The organism is Bradyrhizobium sp. USDA 376 (assembly GCF_054063675.1).
Map to the genome: position 1 here is coordinate 7003540 of NZ_JBSSGN010000001.1, position 22540 is coordinate 7026079.

At 64.2% G+C, this 22540-nt stretch carries 23 protein-coding genes and 1 tRNA gene; 9 read left to right on the top strand and 15 right to left on the bottom strand.

The genetic code is table 11. The features are described from left to right. Positions 1-9 precede the first annotated feature (9 nt). Both ACVJ19_RS32700 and ACVJ19_RS32705 read left to right on the top strand, forming a co-directional pair. Entirely contained in the window at positions 10-1557 is a 1548-nt protein-coding gene (locus tag ACVJ19_RS32700) for an undecaprenyl-phosphate glucose phosphotransferase (RefSeq protein WP_453953224.1), read from the top strand. A gap of 190 nt (positions 1558-1747) precedes the next feature. After that, on the top strand, positions 1748-2998 hold the full coding sequence (locus ACVJ19_RS32705) for an O-antigen ligase family protein (RefSeq protein ID WP_453953226.1): 1251 nt from the start codon (positions 1748-1750) through the stop codon (positions 2996-2998). On the opposite strand, the gene ACVJ19_RS32710 is transcribed toward ACVJ19_RS32705, so the two are convergent. Further along, complete coding sequence (locus ACVJ19_RS32710; protein ID WP_453955258.1) at positions 2973-3443, bottom strand: MarR family transcriptional regulator; 471 nt, start codon at positions 3441-3443, stop codon at positions 2973-2975. The two genes, ACVJ19_RS32705 and ACVJ19_RS32710, sit on opposite strands and share 26 nt — an antisense overlap. Positions 3444-3590: 147 nt before the next feature. Between ACVJ19_RS32710 and ACVJ19_RS32715 the strand changes: the two genes are divergently transcribed. Further along, positions 3591-4787, top strand: a complete 1197-nt coding sequence (locus ACVJ19_RS32715; protein WP_453953227.1) for an FAD-dependent monooxygenase — start codon at positions 3591-3593, stop codon at positions 4785-4787. 117 nt (positions 4788-4904) lie between these two features. Here ACVJ19_RS32715 and ACVJ19_RS32720 read toward each other — a convergent pair whose 3' ends face one another. From ACVJ19_RS32720 to ACVJ19_RS32730, 3 genes are read right to left on the bottom strand one after another with little or no spacing between them, the layout of a single operon-like run. Then, positions 4905-6083, bottom strand: a complete 1179-nt coding sequence (locus tag ACVJ19_RS32720; protein WP_453953228.1) for a saccharopine dehydrogenase family protein — start codon at positions 6081-6083, stop codon at positions 4905-4907. Between the two features lie 9 nt (positions 6084-6092). Then, positions 6093-6875: a DUF169 domain-containing protein gene (locus ACVJ19_RS32725; protein ID WP_453953229.1), complete on the bottom strand. Its 783-nt coding sequence runs from the start codon at positions 6873-6875 to the stop codon at positions 6093-6095. A 58-nt stretch (positions 6876-6933) separates the two neighbouring features. Further along, positions 6934-7701 (bottom strand): YdcF family protein, encoded by a 768-nt coding sequence (locus ACVJ19_RS32730; protein WP_453955259.1) that lies wholly within the window; start codon positions 7699-7701, stop codon positions 6934-6936. A gap of 169 nt (positions 7702-7870) precedes the next feature. Between ACVJ19_RS32730 and ACVJ19_RS32735 the strand changes: the two genes are divergently transcribed. From ACVJ19_RS32735 to ACVJ19_RS32745, 3 genes are all read left to right on the top strand, one after another. Continuing rightward, a complete protein-coding gene (locus ACVJ19_RS32735) occupies positions 7871-8812 on the top strand; it encodes an acetamidase/formamidase family protein (RefSeq protein ID WP_453953230.1) in 942 nt (313 codons plus the stop codon). Between the two features lie 200 nt (positions 8813-9012). Beyond that, on the top strand, positions 9013-9210 hold the full coding sequence (locus ACVJ19_RS32740; RefSeq protein ID WP_007603456.1) for a hypothetical protein: 198 nt from the start codon (positions 9013-9015) through the stop codon (positions 9208-9210). A gap of 74 nt (positions 9211-9284) precedes the next feature. Then, positions 9285-9764 (top strand): GcrA family cell cycle regulator, encoded by a 480-nt coding sequence (locus ACVJ19_RS32745; protein WP_453953231.1) that lies wholly within the window; start codon positions 9285-9287, stop codon positions 9762-9764. A gap of 268 nt (positions 9765-10032) precedes the next feature. Here ACVJ19_RS32745 and ACVJ19_RS32750 read toward each other — a convergent pair whose 3' ends face one another. Further along, positions 10033-11589 carry a porin gene (locus ACVJ19_RS32750; RefSeq protein WP_453953232.1) on the bottom strand — a complete coding sequence of 519 codons (1557 nt, stop codon included), beginning with the start codon at positions 11587-11589 and terminating at the stop codon, positions 10033-10035. A 407-nt stretch (positions 11590-11996) separates the two neighbouring features. On the opposite strand from ACVJ19_RS32750, the gene ACVJ19_RS32755 reads away from it, so the two are divergent. Next, positions 11997-12503 (top strand): MarR family winged helix-turn-helix transcriptional regulator, encoded by a 507-nt coding sequence (locus tag ACVJ19_RS32755; RefSeq protein WP_453953233.1) that lies wholly within the window; start codon positions 11997-11999, stop codon positions 12501-12503. A 14-nt stretch (positions 12504-12517) separates the two neighbouring features. On the opposite strand, the gene ACVJ19_RS32760 is transcribed toward ACVJ19_RS32755, so the two are convergent. The 3 genes from ACVJ19_RS32760 to ACVJ19_RS32770 all read right to left on the bottom strand — a co-directional run bounded on the left by ACVJ19_RS32760 (position 12518) and on the right by ACVJ19_RS32770 (position 15909). Then, entirely contained in the window at positions 12518-13630 is a 1113-nt protein-coding gene (locus ACVJ19_RS32760; RefSeq protein WP_453953234.1) for an alpha/beta hydrolase family protein, read from the bottom strand. 272 nt (positions 13631-13902) lie between these two features. Then, positions 13903-14874, bottom strand: a complete 972-nt coding sequence (locus ACVJ19_RS32765) for an SDR family NAD(P)-dependent oxidoreductase (protein ID WP_453953235.1) — start codon at positions 14872-14874, stop codon at positions 13903-13905. A gap of 138 nt (positions 14875-15012) precedes the next feature. Beyond that, complete coding sequence (locus tag ACVJ19_RS32770) at positions 15013-15909, bottom strand: dihydrodipicolinate synthase family protein (protein ID WP_453953236.1); 897 nt, start codon at positions 15907-15909, stop codon at positions 15013-15015. Positions 15910-16237: 328 nt separating this feature from the next. Here ACVJ19_RS32770 and ACVJ19_RS32775 point away from each other — a divergent pair, with 328 nt between their 5' ends. After that, complete coding sequence (locus ACVJ19_RS32775) at positions 16238-16477, top strand: hypothetical protein (protein ID WP_027547402.1); 240 nt, start codon at positions 16238-16240, stop codon at positions 16475-16477. A 153-nt stretch (positions 16478-16630) separates the two neighbouring features. Here ACVJ19_RS32775 and ACVJ19_RS32780 read toward each other — a convergent pair whose 3' ends face one another. Together ACVJ19_RS32780 and ACVJ19_RS32785 are read right to left on the bottom strand one after the other, a co-directional pair. Then, positions 16631-16951 (bottom strand): alpha/beta hydrolase fold domain-containing protein, encoded by a 321-nt coding sequence (locus ACVJ19_RS32780; protein WP_456739479.1) that lies wholly within the window; start codon positions 16949-16951, stop codon positions 16631-16633. Beyond that, entirely contained in the window at positions 16878-17606 is a 729-nt protein-coding gene (locus tag ACVJ19_RS32785) for an alpha/beta fold hydrolase (RefSeq protein WP_456739480.1), read from the bottom strand. Before ACVJ19_RS32785 ends, ACVJ19_RS32780 begins: the two co-directional genes overlap by 74 nt. Positions 17607-17727: 121 nt before the next feature. Here ACVJ19_RS32785 and ACVJ19_RS32790 point away from each other — a divergent pair, with 121 nt between their 5' ends. Continuing rightward, entirely contained in the window at positions 17728-18351 is a 624-nt protein-coding gene (locus ACVJ19_RS32790) for a TetR/AcrR family transcriptional regulator (protein ID WP_453953240.1), read from the top strand. A gap of 159 nt (positions 18352-18510) precedes the next feature. Here the strand turns inward: ACVJ19_RS32790 and ACVJ19_RS32795 are convergent, their stop codons facing one another. The 5 genes from ACVJ19_RS32795 to ACVJ19_RS32815 all read right to left on the bottom strand — a co-directional run bounded on the left by ACVJ19_RS32795 (position 18511) and on the right by ACVJ19_RS32815 (position 22522). Then, the gene (locus ACVJ19_RS32795; protein ID WP_453953241.1) at positions 18511-19467 is read right to left on the bottom strand and encodes an outer membrane protein; all 957 of its coding nucleotides are present in this window, start codon (positions 19465-19467) and stop codon (positions 18511-18513) included. Positions 19468-19701: 234 nt separating this feature from the next. Beyond that, positions 19702-21033 carry an ATP-binding protein gene (locus ACVJ19_RS32800; protein WP_453953242.1) on the bottom strand — a complete coding sequence of 444 codons (1332 nt, stop codon included), beginning with the start codon at positions 21031-21033 and terminating at the stop codon, positions 19702-19704. A gap of 342 nt (positions 21034-21375) precedes the next feature. Next, positions 21376-21453 (bottom strand) — tRNA-Pro (locus tag ACVJ19_RS32805). 122 nt (positions 21454-21575) lie between these two features. Then, a complete protein-coding gene (locus ACVJ19_RS32810; protein ID WP_453953244.1) occupies positions 21576-22154 on the bottom strand; it encodes a MerR family transcriptional regulator in 579 nt (192 codons plus the stop codon). Between the two features lie 26 nt (positions 22155-22180). After that, entirely contained in the window at positions 22181-22522 is a 342-nt protein-coding gene (locus ACVJ19_RS32815) for an integration host factor subunit alpha (protein ID WP_026311906.1), read from the bottom strand. Between the last annotated feature and the right edge of the window lie 18 nt (positions 22523-22540).

Genomic DNA, 22540 nt, shown 5'->3' on the forward strand with positions numbered 1-22540 from the left:
TGGACGCCCGTGGAACCGCTCAACGCACGCTCGATGCTCGATGCCGCGACCAGTGCCGCGGCGAAGCCCGCTGACCAGCCCTTTGTGGAGCGCCGCCGCCGGCTCTCGCCCGCCGCGCTCGAAGTCGTCAACCAGAAGGTCGCCCGCGCCTATTCGCCGATCGTGATCGCCGGCATTGTGCGCGCTATCGACTTCGCGCTGCTGAGCCTCGTCGGCATCGCGCTCTATGTCGGCTATGTCATGCCGCTCGCCGGCTTCAGCTGGCTTTATCCGGCGGAGATCGTCGCCGTCGCGGTCGCTGCCGTGGTCTGCTTCGAGGCCGCCGACATCTACCAGGTGCAGCTGTTCCGCGGACAGCTCCGGCAGATGACGCGGATGATCTCGTCCTGGTCGTTCGTCTTCCTGCTGTTCATCGGTGTCTCCTTCTTTGCCAAGTTCGGCAGCGAAATGTCGCGGCTGTGGCTTGCCGCCTTCTACTTCCTCGGGCTCGCCGCGCTGATCGCGGAGCGCCTGGTGCTGCGCTCGCTGGTGCGCGCCTGGGCGCGCGAGGGCCGGCTCGACCGCCGCACCATCATCGTCGGCTCCGACCGCAACGGCGAAGAGCTGGTCGAGGCGCTGAAGGCCCAGGACGATTCCGACATCCACGTGCTCGGCGTGTTCGACGACCGCAACGACAGCCGCGCGCTCGACACCTGCGCCGGCGCGCGCAAGCTCGGCAAGGTCGACGACATCGTCGAGTTCGCCCGCCGCACCCGCGTCGATCTCGTGCTGTTCGCGCTGCCGATCTCCGCGGAGACGCGCATCCTGGAGATGCTGAAGAAGCTCTGGGTGCTGCCTGTCGACATCCGCCTCTCCGCGCACACCAACAAGCTGCGCTTCCGCCCCCGCTCCTATTCCTATCTCGGCGAGGTGCCGACGCTCGACGTGTTCGAGGCCCCGATCACCGACTGGGACCTGGTGATGAAGTGGCTGTTCGACCGCATCGTCGGCGGCCTCGCGCTGCTCGCAGCGCTGCCGATCATGGGACTGGTGGCATTGGCCGTGAAGCTCGACAGCCCGGGGCCGGTGCTGTTCCGCCAGAAGCGCTTCGGCTTCAACAACGAGCGCATCGACGTCTACAAGTTCCGCTCGATGTACCACCACCAGGCCGACCCGACGGCGTCGAAGGTGGTGACCAAGAACGATCCGCGCGTCACCCGCGTCGGCCGCTTCATCCGCAAGACCAGCCTCGACGAGCTGCCGCAGCTCTTCAACGTGGTGTTCTCCGGCAATCTCTCTTTGGTCGGCCCGCGCCCGCATGCGGTGCAGGGCAAGCTCCAGAGCCGCCTGTTCGACGAAGCCGTCGACGGCTATTTCGCCCGCCATCGCGTCAAGCCCGGCATCACCGGCTGGGCCCAGATCAACGGCTGGCGCGGCGAGATCGACAACGAAGAGAAAATCCAGAAGCGCGTCGAGTTCGACCTCTACTACATCGAGAACTGGTCGGCGCTGTTCGACTTCGTCATTCTCCTGAAGACGCCGGTCTCGCTGCTGACCAAGAACGAGAACGCGTATTGAGTATTGTCGTGCCAGAGCCCCGCTGTCATCGCCCGGCTTGACCGGGCGATCCAGTAATCACCGGCAGCGAGAACTGCCACGAACGGCTCGGCCGTACTGGATGCCCCGCCCCCCGTGCGCAAGTGCGCACTAGGCGGGGCATGACGGCGGAAGTTGTGGTGTACCAGTTGCGTAAGCGTATGAGCGTGTGATGGCGTATGCGGCGACAGCCGGTGGAGTGAGATTGGCCGCACCGGCCGCGCCCGGCGTGCTGGCGCTCCAGCGCGCGCTGGTGTGGCTGGTCGGCGCCTCCGGCGCCATCGTCTTCATCGAGCCCAGCCCCTACGAGATCGCAACGCTGCTCGCCACGGTCACCTTCTTCGCCACCGGCCTGCGCCTGCGGCTCGTGCTGATGCCGCTGGTGCTGATGCTGGTCCTGCTCAATGTCGGCTACACCATCAGCGCGATCCCGCTGTTCGAGCAGCCCGAGGTGGTGAGCTGGATCGCGACCTCCTGGTACATGGCGGTGACTGTCGTGTTCTTCGCGATGGTCACCTCCGAAGACACCGCGGCCCGGCTCGACATGCTCCGCAGAGGGCTCGTGGTCGGCGCGATGATCGCCTCACTCCTGGCGGTCGCCGGCTACTTCCACCTGGTGCCGGGCGGCGACGACCTCCTCACACTCTACGGACGCGCGCGTGGCACGTTCAAGGACCCGAACGTGCTCGGCGCCTTCCTGATCCTGCCGGCGCTGTTTGCGCTCCAGAGCGTGGTTTCGGACAAGCTCGGCAAGGCGTTCCGCAACGTCATCGCCTTCGGCATCATGTCGCTGGCGATCCTGCTCGCGTTCTCGCGCGCCGCCTGGGGCGGCCTCGTGCTGACCTCCGCCTTCATGCTGGCGCTGATGGTTCTGACCAGCCGCACCAACGCGCAGCGCTCGCGCATCGTCATCATGGCGATCGTCGCCGCCGTGCTGGGCCTCGCGCTGATCGCGGTGCTGCTGTCATTCGATGCCACCGCCGAGATGTTCAAGCAGCGCGCCAGCTTCGACCAGAGCTATGACGAAGGCCGCTTCGGCCGGTTCGGCCGGCACATCCTCGGTGCGGAGATGGCGCTCGACCTGCCGTTCGGCATCGGCCCCCTGCAATTCCACCGCTACTTCCCCGAGGACACCCACAACTCCTACCTCAACGCCTTCATGTCCGGCGGCTGGCTGTCCGGCGTGTGCTATCCCGCGCTGGTCTTCACCACCGTCATCATGGGCTTCAGGCACATCTTCGTCCGCGTACCCTGGCAGCGCGCTTATCTCGCGATCTTCTCCGCCTTCGTCGGCACCGTCGGCGAGAGCTTCGTGATCGACACCGACCACTGGCGCCACTTCTGGATGATGCTGGGCGCGATGTGGGGCATGATCGCTGCGGCGCAGATCTACAAGGTCAGGGACGAAGCTTCTTCAGCTTGAGATCGGGGCGCTTCTCCGGCGGCGTGTCGATGAGGCCCTTCAGCGCCTCCGTCGCCGCGAGCACGCCCTTGTAGCCCTCGGTCGCAAAGCGCAGCAGCAGGCGCAGCTCCTCGTCCGAATAGGCGCCGAACACCTTCTCCATCGCCTGCTGCATCGGCACGTAGAGCTGGCCGATCTTCATGGCCGTCTCCGGCACGACGGAAATGAAGACCTTGCGGCGGTCCTTCTCGTCCCGCTCGCGGCGCACGAGGCCAGCCTTCTCGAGCCGGTCGATCACGCCGGTGATCGCGCCGGTCGTAAGCCCAGTGACCTCTGCGAGCCGGCCCGCGGTGACGCGGCCCTCGAGATAGAGGATGTCCATGCATTCGAGGTCGGAGTTGGCGATTCCGGCAACGTTCGCAACGGTCTGGCCATAGAGCACGCCCTGCGCGGAGGACCTGCGCATCGCCGCCTCGAGCTCCTGCAACAGCGCAGCGCGCGCCTTCGTCCTTGACAAGGTCCGCCTCTTATCTTACTCGACATATATCTTAGTCACTAAGAGATTTAGCGACCGTAATTTCTCCTAGCACCACGGAAACGTCGGGAGCAAGTCATGTCCTATCGTCCCCGCAAGGCCCTGATCATCGGTGCCGGCATCGCCGGGCCCGTCGCCGCGATCCTGCTGCGCCGCGCCGGCATCGAGTCCGCGATCTACGAGGCGTGGCCCTATTCAAAGGGCATCGGCGGCGGTCTTCAGATCGCGCCGAACGGCATGCATGTCATGGACGAGATCGGGCTAGCGAACGAATTGACCAGCCGCGGCTCGGTCGCCGAAGCCTTCGACTTCTATTCCCAGGGCGGCGAGAAGCTCGGCTCGATCAACCGCGACATGGCGCGGCGCTTCGGCCAGCCGGCCGTCAACATTTCTCGCGCGGCGCTGAACGAGATCCTGATCGACAAGGCCTGGTGCGCCTGCGTCTCGCTCTATTTCGAGAAGCGCCTGATCAAGATCGAGGATCGCGGCGACCAGCCGATCATCGCCTACTTCGCCGACGGCACCACCGCCGAGGGCGACTTCCTGATCGGCGCCGACGGCGTGCACTCGGTCGTGCGCCGCCAGGTCGTGCCTGATGGCCCGCAGCCGTTCGACACCGGCCTGATCGGCTTCGGCGGCTTCGTGCCGTACGCCGTCCTCGACGGCAGGCCGATCGGCCGGCATGTCGAGACCACCTTCGGCCAGAGCGGCTTCTTCGGCTATGGCTATTGCAGCCCGGATCCGAACGACGGCGTGATGTGGTGGAGCACGCAGCCCGCGCACGGCATGGACGCGGCGATGTTCCGCGCGCTCGACCCCGCGACGCTGAAGCAGCATCTGCGCGGATTCCACCGCGGCTGGCACGATCCGATCCCTGATATCATCGAGGCAGCCGAGAACATCGTCGTCACCGACACGCTCGACGTCGCGACCCTGCCGACCTGGTCGCGCAAGCGCTCGCTGCTGATCGGCGATGCCGCGCATGCCACCAGCCCCCATGCCGGCCAGGGCGCCTCGCTCGCACTGGAGGACGCGATGCGGCTGGCGCGGCTGATGCAGGAGGGCCACGAACTCGGCGCCACCTTCCAGGCCTTCGAGGCCGAGCGCCGCCCGCGCACCGAGAAGATCGTCGCCATGGCCCGCCGCAACGGCAACAGCAAGCGCGAGTTCAGCGCCACCGGCGCGTGGATGCGCAATCAGATGCTGAAATGGCTGCTGCCGCTGGGCTCGAAGAGCATGGAGTTCATGTACGCGTATGACGCGCGAGCGGCGTAGCGGCACGAACGCTGCCGTAGGGTGGGCAAAGGCGCAACGCGCCGCGCCCACCATCTGTCAGCGATCACGACAGAAGTGGTGGGCACGCTTTCGCTTTGCCCACCCTACGATACCGAGCTAGCCTTCCACCCCGAACGTCAGCCCCGCATGGTCCTGCAGCCGCTTGATCAGCCTGTGCTGCATCGCGGCGCCCGGGGTCCAGAAGCCGCCCGGAACGTCCGTCGCGTCACGCAGCAGGCAGATCGCGCATTCGGAGATCATCTTGGAGGTCGAGCCGTAGCCGGGATCGCGGTCGCCGGTGACGCCGGCGCGGACCATGCGGCCGTCGGGCGCGATGGCGACATAGAGCAGGTTGAAGAGACCGTTCTCGCGCTCCTCCTTCGACGGCCCCTCGCCCGGCTTCGGCGCATTCGGGCCGGTCTTCTCGGCGTTGGCCGCCATCACGCGCTTCGCGTTGGCCTCGCCCTTCTCGCCTGGGCCGGTCAGGACCATCTCGTCGTAGACGAAGTCCTGGCCGTAGGGAAAGCCCATCAGCATGTTGGAGCGATGGACGTTGCGCGTGTTGATCAGCGCCATCATGAACGGCGCGGCCCAGGATTGCAGGTCCTCTTCGTAAGCGGCCCTGTTGCCCTTCGGCTGCTTCGGGCCGGTGAAGCCGGGCGTGAGCGCGAAGTGATCGTTGAGGATCGCGACAAGGCTGAGATCCTTGGCGACGGCATCGAAGGTCGCTTTCGCGCTCGCCGCGGTGCCGCCTGACAGCGTGCCGCGCATGTCGCGCACGCGGCCCTTCACGCGGGCCGCCGGCGCGCCGAACACGCGCCTCGCCTCTTCCTGCACGAAGAACGTCCCGAGCTCGAACGGCACGGAATCATAGCCGCAGGAGAACACGATGCGCGCGCCGCTTGCCTTGGCGGCCGCACCGTACTTGTCGATCATCTGCCGCATCCAGACCGGCTCGCCGCAGAGATCGAAATAATCCGTACCCGCAGCGACGCAGGCAGCTAACAGGTCCTCGCCATAGAATTGATACGGACCGACCGTCGTGATCACCGACTTGGTCTGCGCCACCATCGCCTTCAGCGAGGCCGCGTCGGACGCGTCCGCCACGATCAGCGGCGTGTCGGCGGGCGCGCCGATGGCATCGCGCACCGCCTTCAGCTTGTCGAGGCTGCGGCCCGCCATCGCCCATTTGAGCGCCTTGTCGTCCTTGTAATGCGCCGCCAGATATTCGGCGACGAGCTGGCCGGTGAAACCGGTCGCGCCGTAGACGACGATGTCGAATTTCGCAGAGCTCATGACTGGCCTTTACTTCTTCGCGTAGCTCACGCCCATGCCGGCACGGACGTCGCTTTGAATACCATAGGGCGGGATCGGATAGCGCAGGCCGTTCTTCGCCAGCGCCTTCATGCCCTCGATTGCCTTGGCGAGATGCGACGGTTTCAAGGCCATCAGCATCTCCTCGTCCGGCACGCCGCCATAGCGCCGTTCGGCATAGCATGGCAAGGACAGGCTGGGCTCCCCGGTCTTGAGCGCCCGGCCCCAGGAATCCGCGCAAGCGGTCTCGCCGACCACGCCCCACTCGAATTTCCTGTAGCCGGTATATTGCAGCCCGTTGATCAGGATGATCATTTGCCCCGGCGTCGCGTAGACGAGGCAGATGTCGGGCGGATCGAGCCGGCCGCTCGCGAGCGGGCTGACCGCGAGCGCCTGATAATGCCCGAACGGAACCACGTCCAGCGCCTCCTGGCGCTTGCGCGCGTCCTCCGCGGTGCCGTGCCAGACCCCGACATAGTTTTCGCCGGCGAGCCATTTGTCGTCCTGGGGGCTAAGCCCAATCACCGCGCGGCACTGCGCGCCGACAAGGTCGTCGGCGGTGATGCCGACGGTCCAGCCCAGCCGCGCGGCCATGCTGACGATCTGGTCGGTGGTGTGGATCGCATTCGGCCGCCGGATCTTCGGGATCGCTTCCATGTCGGCAGCTTGCGCGAACAGCTTCATGCCGATCACTGTGGTCTTCAGCCGCAACAGGCTGTTGAGATCGGCGACGAGGCCGGCAAGGTCGATCCTCTCTGCACTCTGCTGCTGCATCGCGTCCTCCCGACCGGCATCGCGCGCCGGTGCTGTGTTCTTGTTTTGCGACCCTGTTCTAGTCCCTGCCCGGCCCCGGTAGCAACTCGCCGGTCCGGCCCATGATCCGGTACGCCAGAAGACCGATCCATTCGCGCATGGCGACGTCGGTCCTGCCGAGACCTTCCTTGCCGAGATGGGTGAACGCGAAGAGATCATCACGCCCGCCCATGCGCCAGTCGACCGGATAGGCCTCGACGTCAAATCCGGCCTTCTGAAAGATCCCCATCGCGCGCGGCATGTGGAAGGCCGACGTCACCAGCAGCCAGCGTTCGCCCGGCTTCGGCGAAACCAATTGCCTGGTGAAGACCGCATTCTCCCAGGTGTTGCGCGAGTCCCGTTCGACGATCAGGCGCTCCTTCGGGATCCCGAAGCTCTCCAGGATCGGCGCAGAATAGTCGGCTTCTTTGGCATCGGTGGAGACCAGGTTCGCCGAGCCCCCGGTGAAGACGATGCGCGCATTCGGATAGCGGCGCGCGAGCTCGGCCGGTGCCAGCATGCGATCGGCCGCGGCCGAGACCACCGGCGTGCGGTGCGCCGCCGACAGATCGGTGTCGACCGAGCCGCCGAGCACGATGATGCCGTCGGGCGCGCCCCGCGACGGGTCCCATTTCGGAAAGCGCGACTCCAGCGGATAGAGCAGCAGATTGCCGAGCGGCGAGAACGCAGCCAGCGCCAGCAGGACCAGCGTGGTCACCGCAAGCTTGCGACCGAGCGCGGCAAAGCGCGTCAGCATCAGCACCAGCGACAGGATGCCGAGCTCGACCAGGAGATTGATCGGCAGCAGCGCCGTGCCGAGGGTCTTGGACAGGACGAAATACAGGGGAGCCTCGCTCGAATGACGTGCCATGCGCGGGCTTGACCGGCCCGTCCATGATCGGAAATCTTCTTGAAAGAGGATCACTCGCCGGGTCAAGCCCGGGCATGACAAGCAAGAACCGATTGGACGGCCGCAAATGACCCATCACCACCTGCATTCCAGCCCGGAGACCTGTCATTGGGGCTTCTTCGAAGCCAAGCTCAAGCCGGTGCTGACGATAAAAAGCGGCGACGAGGTGACGGTCGACACCATCAGCGGCGGTCCCGACATGCTGCCCGACCGCGACAGATTTCACATTCCGCCGGAGATGTACGAGGTCCATGCCAAAAGCGAGCGCATGCTGCCCGGCCACATCCTCACCGGCCCGATCGCGGTCGAAGGCGCCGAGCCCGGCGACGTGCTCGCGGTCGAAATTCTCGACGTCCAGCTCCGGCAGGATTGGGGCTGGAACATGATCAAGCCGCTGTCCGGCACCCTGCCCGACGATTTCCACGAGACGCGCATCCTCAACATCCCGCTGGACCGGGCGCGGATGGTCGGCCGCCTGCCCTGGGGCCTCGATCTGCCGCTGAAACCCTTCTTCGGCGTGATGGGCGTGTCGCCGCCACCTAGCTGGGGCCGCATCTCCTCGCTGGTCCCGCGCGCCATGGGCGGCAATCTCGACAACAAGGAGCTCGGCGCCGGCGCGACGCTGTATCTGCCGGTGTTCGTTCCGGGCGCGCTGTTCTCCTGCGGCGACGGACATGGCGTGCAGGGCGACGGCGAGGTCTGCGTCACCGCGATCGAGACCGCGCTGCAGGGCCGCTTCCGCCTGACGCTGCGCAAGGATCTCAAGCTCGACTATCCCCGCGCCGAAACGGCGACGCACTACATGACCATGGCGATGGACCCCGACCTCGACAGTTGCGTGGTGCGCGCGCTGCGCGACATGATCGCCCTGCTCGGGGAGCGGCGAAACCTGTCGCGCGAGGACGCCTACACCCTGTGCAGCCTGGCGGCCGATCTGCGGGTGACCCAGACCGTCAATGGCTCCAAGGGCATCCATTGCATGATCGAAAAGGCCATCGTGCACGGCTGAGCCGGCCGACGCCTTCCGAGCTGTAGACGCCAAGCCGCGGCGCGGGCTTTCCGCGCGGCGCGGTGGGGCGCGCCCGATTCCCAAGTGATTCCAATGCGCTGAGCTGCGGTCCGCGACCGCATTTGACTTCCACCCCCGAACCTAAATAGAGTCTTAATCGTTACTTTTATGTACCCGAGTAAGAGGCTAGCGTTCGGGCCATGGCCACCGAAAAAGCCGAGACTGACCGCATTCCCGTAACCCTGGCGCTCTCGACCATCACCTACCTGGAGAAACTGGTGAGACAGGGCACCCACGGCACCAGCGTTCCCGGCGTCGCACGAACCCTGATCGAGGAAGGCATCCGTCTCGCCATCAAGGACGGGCTTTTGTCGATTCGCGACAATGGCAGGACGTGAGCGCGCGCCGGACGTGAGGCGGACGGATCTCGACAGGGCGGATGGCCGACATCTGCAACCTGGGACCGTTACCAATGCCTGTTCTCTCACCGACCTGGACTGACGAGCGAATTGAACTTCTGAAGCAGCACTTCGAGGCCGGCCTCTCCTGCCGTGAGATCGCCGCCGACATCGGCGTCAGCCGCAACGCGGTCATCGGCAAGCTGTCCCGGCTCAATCTGACGCGCAGCCGCGCGGTCGAAGACCGCAGGCTCGAGCGAAGCCTCGCGCCGCCGGCGCGCGCGACACGCGCGGTGCCACGGCTGCAATACGAGATGCTCGCGACGATCTACGGCGAGACCGACGCGCCCGCGGTCGCGGGCCCGATCGATGATGCCAATCGCTGCTCGCTGCTGGAATTGTCCGAGAACCGCTGCCGCTGGCCGATCTCGAGCCCGGGCGAAGACGATTTCTGCTTCTGCGGCAATGCCGCGCCCGACGGCCAGTCCTATTGCGCCGGTCACAGCCGCCTCGCCTACCGGCCGAACTCGCGCGCCCGCATGATGCGCGGCTGAGCCCTGCTCTCCAAAAAAGAAAAACCTCCGGCGGGGCATCACCGGAGGTTCCTGGAGGCTTAGCGTGAAGCTAAGAGCCGCAACTTTCGTATTTGGCTGAGAGCTATATAGCTGATTAACTCAGGTAAGTAAATAAGTTTGAGGGAGATCGAATCGCATAGCTCGTCTTCGTTCCCGGCAGAGGCTGCCGGATTTTCCGAAAGGCCCTATCTGCGAAAAAGCCCCGGCGGTTTCCCGCCGGGGCTTCATCAAGTCCGATGGACCAACCTTACCAGTTGCGCTGGGCGCGCAGCAGCAGGCTGTAGGTGTCCTGGTCCTTCAGCTCGTAGGTGGCCGCCGGCTTGGCGACGCCCGTCAGAGCACCGGTCGTGATCACGCCCGAATACTTCTGGTCGAGATGGCTGTAGGTGAAGTCGGCCGAGAAGGTCAGGTTCTTCACCGGCGTCCAGCGGGTGATGACACCCACCTGGCCGATGTTGAAGTCCGGGTTGCAGGTGCCGGTCAGGGTGGCGAACGCGGCGCTGCCGCAGATCAGGCTCTTCGCCGTGCCGCTGTAGTTGACCGCAGCCCACGCGCCGTAGACGGCCGTGTTCCAGAACGGGCTCCAGTTGTGGGTGTAGGCACCACGGAAGCCGTAGGTCTTGGTCAGCTCGAGGCCGCCGCCCGGAGCGAACACCGCGTCAGATACGCCGGCAAAGCCGATGCTCTGATACGCCGCGTTCGAGCTGCCGAACATCGAGTAGCTGGTCGCGGCCAGCTCCTGGAAGTTGTAGCGGCTCGCGCCGTCGGTGTAGACGCCCGAGATGTTGATCACGTCGCCGGCGCCGGTCGGGATGTTCTTGATCTGCAAGGCGAGCTGGACGGCCCAGCCCCACTTGTCTTCCGGATGACCGGTGACTTCGGTCGCGCCGTAGTAGCCGACATGGTTGTCGTGCGCGGCGACCGACGCCTGGAACAGGCCCCAGGCCTGGTCGACGCGGACCATGCCGACGATGTCGGGAGCACGGGTGCCGCCGAGGTTGTTCGAGCCGTAGGCACCGCCGAGGACGCCGGTGGTGCTCATGCCGGCAGTGTTCCAGAGGTTGGTCTGGAAGACCTGCGTCTGATCCTGCAAGGAGAACGCGGCCGTCACGCCCTGGCCGAAATCGGCCGTGTAGGTGGCCTGAACGACGCCGTTGGTGGTGCCGCTGCCGCCGACGAGCTGGTCGAAGTTGTTGCCGGGATAGTTGATCCAGGGCGCGTCGAACTGCGACACCGCCTTACCCAGGGTGAAGCCGGCGAACTGGATGAAGGCGTAGTAGACGCCGAGCGAGCCGCCCGAGAGGTTGCCGTCGGTGCCGTTGACGTTGCCGCCGCTGGAGCCGACGAGGCCCGTGCCCGCAGCGTTGAGGCCGAGCGTGCCGCTGTACTGGGTGGCGCCCGTTCCCGAACCGGTGCCGACATAGTTGCCGGTCGTCCAGGTGAAGACCGCATCGAAATAGGTGCGGACCACGCCGTACTCGGTCGCGGTGCGCGTGTCGATGTTGAGATCTTCACGAGCGCGCATCGAGTAGTAGTTCGTCAGGCGGTTGTTCGCCGCAAAGACGTTGTTGTACTGGGCGCTGTAGTTGCCGCCGGCATTGAGCGCCACTTCGGCACGCAGATAGCCGCCCAGCTTGATGCAGGTGTCGCTGCCCGGGATGTAGTAGAAACCCGCGCCGTAGAGCGAGCAGACCTTCACGTACTCGACCGCCTTGGCCTTGACCGGAAGATCGGCTGCCTGAGCTCCGCCGACGGCGATCAGAACCGCCGAAGTGCCGAGCAAAAGGCTCTTCACCATTTTCATTTAAAACCTCCAAGTTGCTCATTTTGCGGAGACTGGACCGTGAGGCCCCCCAGATCCCCGTCTCATCAAATCCGCTCGGCCGCTTCGCGCTTTCGGACACACCCGCTTTCGACGCGAGGGACGTGAGCGAACCACCTGCAACGGGACGATCGAGTACCCCCCACCGTCGCCGAGCAATATGCCTGCGCCGTTCCACTAATCAAAATAGTTTATTTGGTAAGCTTTGTGGTTTCACTAAACCTGTGCCCCGGGCGCAACACCCGGGCCGGACAAATATACTGACCGGCTCATCTTTGTAGTTTTAGTGACAAAATTACCCTGCTCTGCACTTGCGTCAGGGCAGGCTTGCGTGGACTATGCCCCGCCACGAACACCGGCCTGAAGAATCATTTCACGGGAGTGATGCTGTGTCCGCGACGAGGAAAGAAGGAGCGCGCCTGCGCCCCATCGGCAACCTGGATATCATCAGGCGCTTCACCTGGGAGATCTCCTCGATCAACATGTATCTGGAGGAGCTGCGTCAGTTCTGGGCGAGAACGCTCGGCATCAGCGGTCCGCAATGGTTGATCCTGATGGCGATCTCCGACCTCGACAAGGACGACGGCGTACCAGTCAACGTGGTCTCCAAGCTGCTCCACGTCGATCCCTCGTTCGTCACCACCCAGTCCAAGCTGCTGGAAAAGAAGGGCCTGCTCCGCCGGCGGCCCTCGCCGACCGACGCCAGGGTCGTGCGGCTCTCCCTGGTCGACAAGACCCAGAAGCACATTGCGAGCCTCAACGAGCAGTACAAGACGATTCGCGAATTCGTCTTCCAGGAGTTCGACGAGAACGAGCTGACGGAATTCACCGCCAAGCTCGCGACGCTGAAGACCCGGCTGGAAAAGGCCTGCGTCAGGATCTCGCTCGATTTCTGAGCGAGATTGCGCGCTCAGGCGCCGCGCCCGGCGCCGAGTCGGCTCTCCAGCCAGTCGAAGATGTATTCGTTGGCAAGGCTCGGATTGTCCGCATGCGCCTGCGCCGCGCCGGTCTCCGCCGCGGTGAACACCTTCAGCGCGATGTCGGAGCTGCCGAGCCGGGATTTCTGGACGATCTGACGCGCCCGGTCGGCCTTGAGCCAGCCATCCTCGCCGAGCGTGATCAGCACCGGACAATCGGCGCTGGAGGCCATCAGCGGTGAATGCGGCACCGGGACGATGCTGAGGTCGCTCATCGCGAATCGGCTGGCGAAGAAGGATCGTTCGTGCAGATCCCACAGGCCGCCGTCGCAGACCGCCGCAGCCAGCCGCGGCTCCTGCAACACCGCGCGCGCCACGAACGAGGAGCCCCACCCGTCCGCCACGATGGCGACGCGGTCGAAATCGACGTCGCCGCGCGTTTCCAGATAATCCATGACGCTCGCAATCGAGCTCTCGAGGTCGCGGCGCTGCAGAAGCGTATCGGTGAAGTCGTCGCGCTGGTCGCCGAGCAGGTCCAGCGCCAGCATCGACAACCCGCGCTCACGCGCATGCGGCGCGAGCTTGAACAGGAATTCCTCCTTGCGATGTCCGGGCTCGCCGATGCAGATCACGGTCGGCGCCCGCCCTCGTACCGACGGCGCGGGCAGGAAGTAGCCCTGCAACGCATGATCCTCGACCCAGGGAATCGTCACGACCTCGCCGGCCGGCGCGCGCGCCGTGAGATAGCGGCGGGCGCACTCCTGCATCGCCAGCACCGCAACCCAGCGCCGCTCGTCGGCCGGATCGAGCGGCATCGCCGCTGCCCCGTAGTAGTTGAGGGCCCGCAGCCAGTTGCGCTGCGCGGTGGCCATGTGGCCTTCCGCGAAGGCGGCCTCGGCACGATGGCGATTGGTCCGCGCGAGCTTCTTCCACTCGCGATGCCAGGATTGCTCGTCGCCCCGCTTGAGCTGCCGCGCGATCATCAGGCATTCCGCGATCGTGGCGCCGCCCTCCTGGGCCGCGGTGAGGAGCCGCGTGAATTCAGCGGAGATGTCCTCTCGCTCCGGGCAAAGGGTCCAGTCGTCGGAGAGGCATGCGGGTATCATCGGAGCTACGCTCTATCATCGCGTTACCCCTGATTGACTAAACTATTTTGGTTCGCCAACCAAGCTGCCGTGCGCCGAATGAGACCTGTTTGCCATCACCATCGCTTGAACAATGCTTGAACGATGGACCGCGTCGCATGCGTGACATTCCAATTCGTCACACGGCTGTGAACAATGGCAGGAGGTGGCACGTCAAATGACCTGCGCACCTCTTGTCATGACGATCATCATACCTATATGCGCGCGTCGCCGGTCGCCACGGCAAAGCAGTCTCAGCCGAGTCGCCAGCCGACCTCCTGCGTCAAGCTTTCGAAGAAGGCGCGGTCATAGGCCTGCTCCGGCGTCGCGCGCACGCGCTCGTCGAGGCGTTTGGCGTCTTCGCCCACGAGGATGCGCCAGCGCTCCGCCTTGACGCCGTCGAGGATGATCTTCGCGGCCTGCGCGGCCGTGGTCGGCGCATCCTCCAGGAAGCTGCGGGCGCGCTCGGCGAACGCCGCCTGGATGTCCTCGTCCGACATCTTGTCGGCATCCGGCACGCCGGCCGCCACCATGCGCTTGCGGGTCAGCGCGACCTCGTCGCCGTTGAGCCGCTCCGAGCCGTCCGCGCTCTGCACCTTGCGCGAATTGGAGACGATCGAGGTGCCGATATGGCCGGGCATCACCACCGAGCATTTGACGTGCGGGGCGTGCAGGCGCAGGTCGCTGATCAGCGCCTCGGTAAATCCCTTCACCGCGAACTTGGCCGAGCTGTAGGCGGTGTGCGCCTGGTTCATGCCGATCGAGGCCCAGAAGCCGTTGACGCTGGCGGTGTTGACGATGTGGGCCTCGTCGGCCGCGACCAGCATCGGCAGGAAGGTGCGCACGCCGAGATAGACCCCGCCCCAGCAGATGTTGAAGGTGCGCTCCCACTGTTCGCGCGTGTTGGTGAACAGGCTGCCGCCGCCACCGATGCCGGCATTGTTGAACAAGAGATGGATCCTGTCGGTCTTCTGCTGCTCGGCGAGCTCGTCGCGAAAGCGCTTGAGATGATCCTCGATCGCGACATCGGCGACATGCGTCGTGACGCGCAGGCCCTGCGGCAGCTTCTCGACCTCGCACAGCCGCTTGGTCTCGGCCATCGCGGCCTCGGAGACGTCGCACATCGCGACATTGCAGCCCTCGGCAACGAGCTGCCGCGCGAGCTCGCGCCCCATTCCCGTGCCACCGCCGGTGATGACCGCGATCTTTCCAGCAAAATCCTTCATGGGACTTTCGGCCCCTCCCTTTTTGGTATGTTTCTTCATCGCTACGCGCTGACGCGCGCGCAAAATGTAGCAGCGCCGCATCCGCAGGTAAAAGCGGATCGGCGCTGCCGTTCGACGTCGGTTATTTCGGGCCGCGGACTATTCGGCCGCCGCGATGCGCGCCCCGTTCAGCGCGCCGAGGCCCTCGAGCGCCTTGCGGATCGCGGCCTGCTGCGCACTTGATGCCTCCGGCATCGGCGCGCGCGGATATGTCCTGGGCAGGCCCTGGAGTATCTGCGCATAGCGCGTGCAAGCCGGAAGATTGTCGGCGATCACAGCGTTCCACAGCGTCAGCAGCTTCTTGTGCAGATCGAGCGCGCGCGGATGGTCGCCCGCCTTCACCGCATCCCACAATGCTACGGAGGCGTGCGGCGCCGCCGTCAGGATCGCGGCGATCGAGCCATGGGCCCCGAGCGTGTAGGACGGGTACATCAGGGCATCGATCAGCTTGTCGGGCGCCATCATCATGAGGTCCGCGAACAGTTTTAGATCGCCCGCGCTCTGCTTGACGCCGACGACCAGCGGCACCTCGGTCATGATCCGCGTCAGCAGCGCCGGCGAGAGGTACGACCACGGCACCACGTTGTAGATGATGATGGGCATGCCGGTCTCATCCGCCATGGCGCGGAAATGCGCGACCATCGCCTCGTCGTCCGGCTTGAACAGATAGTGCACCGGCGTGACCTGGAGCGCGGCGACATTCATGTCGCGGACCAGCTTGCCGCGGCGGATCGCATCGCGCGTGGAATCGACGATGATGCCGGCGATCACGGGAATGCGTCCCTTAACCGCCGCCACCGTCGCTTCCATGAGGTCGCGATATTCCTCATGGTCGAGCGTGTGGCCCTCGCCGGTGGAGCCGCCGGCCGCGACGCCGTGCACGCCGGCACCGATCATCCAGTCGACCTGGGGCGCCACGAGCTCAAGGTCGATCTCGCCGTCCTTCCGGAACGGCGTCGTCATCGGCGGGATCACGCCGGTCGGTCGTACCTTCATGGTCCGCCCTCGCGTTTCCTGTGGTGCTGCGGCAGCCCCGCTCTTTTGACGAGTGCCCGCAACGCCAGGAATCGTATCGGCCGTGCGGGCCTTGTGAAGTGGCTCATACGCGGCGCTGCTCTGACAATCGATCATTCCTGGGGGTTTCCTGCGGGTTCCCCGTATTTGTCCGGCTTCGGGTTAATGGCAATTTTTTTACAATCCGAATCGCCAAATGAAGGTGGACGCCAGGTCGAGTCGTCCGGGCCAGCGTGTTGTTTGTGTCACAAGCTCTGGCACTCCGCTTGCATCCTCTTCGTGGTCTGAAACTACCGATGAGGTGACAGGAATGTTTGTGACCGTCGTTGCCGTGCTCTGCCGGCTAGGTGCATCTGCCTCGGGCGCTTGCGTCGAGGAAATCGTGACCGACAGCAACATGACGCCCGAAATGTCGATGATGCAGTGTGCGATCGGTGCGCAGGCACCGCTGGCCAAATGGATGGGCGAGCATCCGATCTATCACGCCAACTGGCGCCTCGAGCGCTACAAATGCGTGCCGGGTCACTACGAGATCAAGGGCCACGCCTGACGGCCCCGCAAAACCACTGGTTCCGGGTCGACGGATACCAGGACGACTGATCTAGGAGGAAACGCCCCGGGGGCCGCCTTATCGCTCCACGCGGGCTCGCAGCGCCAGACCGTTCGCGGCAGCGCGCTCTGTGACAATGATCACGCCGCAATCCTAGCCAACCTCACGCAAGATGATCGCACGCGCCCGCCGTCCCTCCGGCGTCGGCATCAGCGCATAATTGTGCGGCTGGTCACGCAAGAGATGCAGCTCGACCGGCACGCCCACCGCCCGCGCCCGCTCCGCGAGATCGACGCTATCAGGATAGAGCAGATCGCGCGTGCCTGCGAAGATCGTCATCGGCGCCAGCGCGCGGAATGCGCCGTTGAGCGGGCTGACGAAGGGATGGCCGACATCGAGCTCACCGGCATAGAGCCGTCCCGCCTCGACGATCCCCGGAATGTCCTGGATCGGATCGCGCGCCCGCGATCGCAACCTGCTCCGGACGGCTGACCGACGCATCGGCCGCAGGCGAGATCAACACGAGCCTGCTCGGCTGCCGATGACCGCGATCGCGCAGCCATTGGCAGGCCGCGAGCGCGAGCCCCGCGCCGGCGGAGTTGCCGACCACCGTGACCTTTGCGGGCCCTGCGTCTTCCAGCAGCATGCGGAGCAGCTCGGCCGTGGCCGGCACGAGGTCCTTCGCGGTCGCGCGCGGCGCCAGTGGATAGATCGGCACGACGCACGAGACGCGCGCCTTGCGCGTCATCTCGCCGACGAAACGCCAATGCGCCGGCACGATCTCGTTGATGAAGCCGCCGCCATGCAGGAACATGACGTAGTTGCAGCCTTCGTGTCCTGACGACGGCGCGGTGTAATAGACCGGCCATCCGCCCATCTTGGTCAGCGTTGCCTCGACGCCGCGGCCGAGCCCAGTCGGCTCGAACGTTACAGGCTCCAACGCGAGCTTCTGCACATGCGCCTGCACGGCTTCGGCTGATGCGAGCTGCTGTTTGTAGGGAAGCTGCCGCAGCAGCATGTTGAAGGCGCGGCTTTGCAGGCTCGGCGCGGGATCGCGCGGCGCCCGCGCACCGAACACGCAGCCGCCTGGGCAGAACTGAAATGACGACACAAGTCTGGCAACGCTCATGGCCACATCCCCATCTGGCGCGTTCGAAACGGCGACAAAGGGGCTTGCCGACCCGCCGCCACTTGTCGCTATAATGCGAGCATTCACTCGCTTTTCCTACTCGCATTCAGATCACAAGGCCGTGGCCCGCAAATCGCACACAAAACCCCGGAAAAATGCCTCGCAGCAGCGATCCCGCGCCACCGTCGACGCACTGGTCGAGGCAACTGCTCGCATTCTGGTCAAGGAAGGTTTTGAGAAGGCCAGCACCAACCGCATCGCCGAAGTGGCCGGCGTCAGCGTCGGCTCGCTCTACCAGTATTTTCCAAGCAAGGAGGCCCTCGTCGCCGCCGTGATCGACCGCCACAACGAGGAGATCATGGGCCTCGTCCGCACGGCGCTCACCGAAGTCGCCGACTTCCCGATCGACAAGGCCGTGCGAAAACTCGTCACCGTCGCGATCGAAGCCCACCGCATCAACCCGAAACTACATCGGGTACTCGCCGAGCAGATCCCCCGCACCGGCCAGCTCGCCGAGGTCGAAGCCTTCAACCGCGAGGTCCACACCCTGGTGCGCACCTATCTCGAAAGCCGCCGCAAGGAGATGCGCAAGATCGACCCGGGATTAGCCACCTTCATCTGTGTCAGCGCGATCGAATCCGTCGCGCACAACACGGTGCTGAACCACGCCGAGATGCTGACGGAGAAGACGGTGAAGGTGCTGGTGGACGAGACGACGCGGATGGTGGTGGGGTATTTGAGGTAGGTGGCCCTTACGGATAGAACGATGTGGGCGCGCCTGCACTCTAGCCCCACCTTTTCAACAAGGCCTGACTCCGGCTATGACTGGAAAACATTCCGGCGGGCTTGCGCGACCGATTGCCGGAGGTCCCTATCATTCCGAGGGCGCGATCTGCTCCAAACGTCAAAAATGATAGTTCACGCCGACTCGGGCGACGTGGAAATCCGCCCGGCCGAAATTTGCGGTGTATCTGGACAGGTTCGGACCGATGCCCGTTGCGAGTGCGTTGACTGCCACCGACGATTTGCCGAGGTCAACGTAGAGATATTCGGCCTTGAAGCTCCAACGAGGCGCAAAGCGCCATTCGCCGCCTCCACCGACCGTCCAGCCAGCCTGAATGCGGGAATCGGTCCCCGTGAAGCAAGTCGATCCGATCGTACAGTTGAATGAAGTGCCGGCGACGGAGACACCGAAAGCGCCACCCGGTCCGTTCGCGATGTAGTCGTCAAATGTCGCTACTCGACCAAACGCAAAGCCGCCGGTCCCATACAAAAGAACGCTAGGCGTGACCAGCGCCCCCAGACGCCCACGAATGCTCCCCCACCAGTCAATCTTTTGCTCAGCCGAGATGGTCTGTGCGAAAGCTGGGGGTAGAAGCGGCGTTGTTTCACGACCGCCGCCGCGCAAGCTGGATGCGCTCAAGTCACCTTCTACGCCGACCAGCCATTTGCTATCGAGTTGCGAATTGTAGCCCGCTTGCAGCCCTCCCGTTACACCACTCATCGAAAAATCGTGAGGGCTGGGAGCAACCTGCCCCGCAAACGCAGGCGCAATCGGAACTCCAGGATTGAAGATGAAAGCGGAGGCCGCGTCACTCGTGAAATTCACGGACCGGTCTGCCCATGCGCCGCCAACGTTGCCGCCAGCATAAAATCCCGTCCAGCGTGGACTGGAGTCAGCCGGGCGCACTTTCGTGAAAAGTGCAGGGCTTTGATCAGCAGCTTCCGCCCCCGACGCGACACTCGCCAAGACTGCTACAGCAGCCAGTACTCTTCTCACGGGACGCCCCCTCCGCGATTCCAAAGTGCCCGAAATTCTTAAATCATGTTGACGCTGCACGCTGTGACGCGAGGGCAACACTTGCGGGACGTTGCAAAATCAACCGCAAACGGCCGGCCCGCGGTAAACCGACGGCCCGGAAAGGAATTTGATTCTTGAGGAATTTGGTCGGAGCGAGAGGATTTGAACCTCCGACCCCTAGTCTCCCAGGCGAAAAATTGAGAACATTTGCAGAACGTTGCGAGACGTGTTAGGATAAACTTCCAAAGTAAATCCAATCACTTAACGTCTCCCAACGTCTCATGGCGTACCACCCTATCCCGACAATTCCTTGCCCCGGGGCAAGGATTTCCGCACGGGACTAGGGCGGCAGCTCAAGCAATGTTCACAGATGCCCAAACTCACAGACAGCTCGATCAAAGCAGCGAAGTGCCCACCCGGCTTCATGTCGTGAAGCTTCGCGATCAACTCATATTTGGAGGTGGAAAGCTCAAGGTTTGCCAACACCCCCGAGACCTGTTCGATGGCATCCACGGAAATAGTCGGGCAGGTATCGACCACCTTATCAACGAACGAGTTCCAGCGGTCCCGCCCCACCGGGGGTAACTTCGACACCGTGTTTTCAAACGTGTCGCGGATGCTCTCTTTAGTAGCGCGACGGCGATCGGCGCTGACACCTGCCAGCACCTCCCGTATGCGATTGTGGACAGCAGCTTGACTAGCAAGCCAAGCGTCGCTTGTAGGGTCGAAGGCTGACCAATCGGGAAGGACGACATCCTTCAAAAACTCCGCATCAACGATAAACAGAAAGCGCTTCGCTTCGCTGCTGCGACCGTCCAAAAGCCGAGCTTGATCGAAGCCCAGCCAGCCCGCCTTACCGACCAACCGGTTGTTGACCAGCCACGCAATGCCGTGCTGCCGCGTGGTACGGTCAGCCTTTTGCGTGTCGATCACGATGAGGTGCACGACGCCATACCCGGGAACGTCAACTTTGATCTCTTGGCGCTGATCCTTCGGGATGTCATCGAAGGTGACTTTGGTCCCGTTGATCGCAACCGCGAAGTTGGGATCGGCAAGGAATCGCGCTCCGATCACCTCCCGCGCCTCTTCAGCGGTCATGACCATACCGGAGCTGCCAGCCGATTGAATCTCGGTGCCGTGACCTTCTACGTCCGACCGGCTCTCGATGAGCGTGACGACAAACGGCAGTGCTTGAGCTTCACCGCGGCGGACCTCGAAGAGAACCTCCGCGCCATCTCGCCAAGTTCGAACGCGATAGGCATCGCCGAAGCGAAAAGCCGCATGCCTACCTTTTCCGTTGCGTCCATAGGCTTCCCGGGGCCGCAGTGACGACAGTTCCGGCGGGGGTGCAGATTGCCTGCCCTCATCGGACATCCGGTTGTAATCGATGGTCATCCATCGTCGCCGGAATTGCCGCTCGGTCATCCCCTTGCCGTTGTCACGGATGGAGAACTCAACGCCGGAACCGCGCTCAGGCCAAACGATATCGACGTGGGTAGCCCAGGCGTCCCAGGCGTTCGCGACCAGTTCAACGATCGCCACGCTGGGGTCGACAATTATCGAGCCGGCATGACGCTCAAGAAATCTCTCATCGAAGAACAGTTGTTGGCTGTCGTCAGCCGCCATCTAGCCGGTCCCCCAAGATGGATTAAGGGTTGCGAACCCACTCCACCACTCCCATGCCGCGATTTATTCAGTTTTTGTGCCGACGCCGCAAGTAGCGCGCCCGTTGAACGTTCGTCGATGAACAGCTGAGAAGTTTGGTCGCGGTCGCGCTTTCAGCGAGGCGAATCCACGAGCCCAATGCCGCCAGGACTGGCTATGCGGCCACGGACCGAATCGCGGGCCCCAATGTCCTGAAGATAAGAAGGTCTCAACAAATCCTTGCCCCAGCCTTGCCCCAGCAATTTTTCCGGGCAAGGCATGAAACACGAGTCAGTAATAAGAGATTGATTTCGTTTGAAATTTTGGTCGGAGCGAGAGGATTTGAACCTCCGACCCCTAGTCTCCCAGACTAGTGCGCTAACCGGGCTGCGCCACGCTCCGAACGTCGTTCCATTAGCTAGGATCGTCGCTTTGCGCAAGGCGAGGCCACACCATTTTGGGCCCTCTCTCAATCGGAAGCCCAAAGCCCCCGGAACTGGCCGCAAAGCCGGGCGGACCGCCCCCTACCCGTCCTTCAGCGCCTCATCCAGCATCTCCCGGCAGGCGACGAGGTCGGCGAGTGCCCGTCCCAAGCGCTCCCGGTCCAGCGCGCTGGGGCCGGCCGGCGCGGCGGCGGTGCCGCCCTTGCGGAAGGTGGTGAGGATTTCCTCGTCGTCGACCTCGGTGAAGCGGAAGTCGATGCCTTCCTCCTCATCGCCCTGGTAATCGTCATCGTCGGCGTCGGCGATGCCCTTGATGGGGCCCTCGTCGTCCGGCTCCATCAGGCTCGCGCCGATGGCGTCCTCGATGGCCCCGAACGAGACCGCGGCCGCGCCGTCGGCGAGACCCTGCACCGATTTGACGCCGTGCTCCTTGAGGATCCGCTGCACCCCGCGGATGGTGTAGCCTTCCCCGTAGAGCAGCCGGCGGATGCCCTTGAGCAGGTCGACGTCGTCGGGGCGGTAATAGCGGCGGCCGCCGCTGCGCTTCATCGGCTTGATCTGGGAGAAGCGGGTCTCCCAGAACCGCAGCACGTGCTGCGGAATGTCGAGTTCCTGCGCTACTTCGCTGATGGTTCGGAACGCATCCGGCGCCTTGTCCAAATGCCAAATCCTTATCCGAAAGGCGATTACGCCTCGGGTTGAACCTTGCTGCCGTCGCCGTTGGTCCGGTGCTGCGCGTTGATCCGCTGCTTCAGGATCGCCGACGGCTTGAACACCATGACGCGGCGCGGCGAGATCGGCACCTCGGTGCCGGTCTTCGGATTGCGGCCGATACGCTGACCCTTCTTGCGCACCATGAAGGAGCCGAACGAGGACAGCTTCACCGTCTCGCCCTTCTCCAGGCAGTCGGTGATCTCCTTCAGCACGAGTTCCACGAACGCGGACGACTCCGTCCGCGACAGCCCCACCTTCTGGTAGACGGCTTCGCAGAGATCGACACGCGTTACGGTTTTACTTTGATCGGTCATCGCCCTGCCCCACATCAC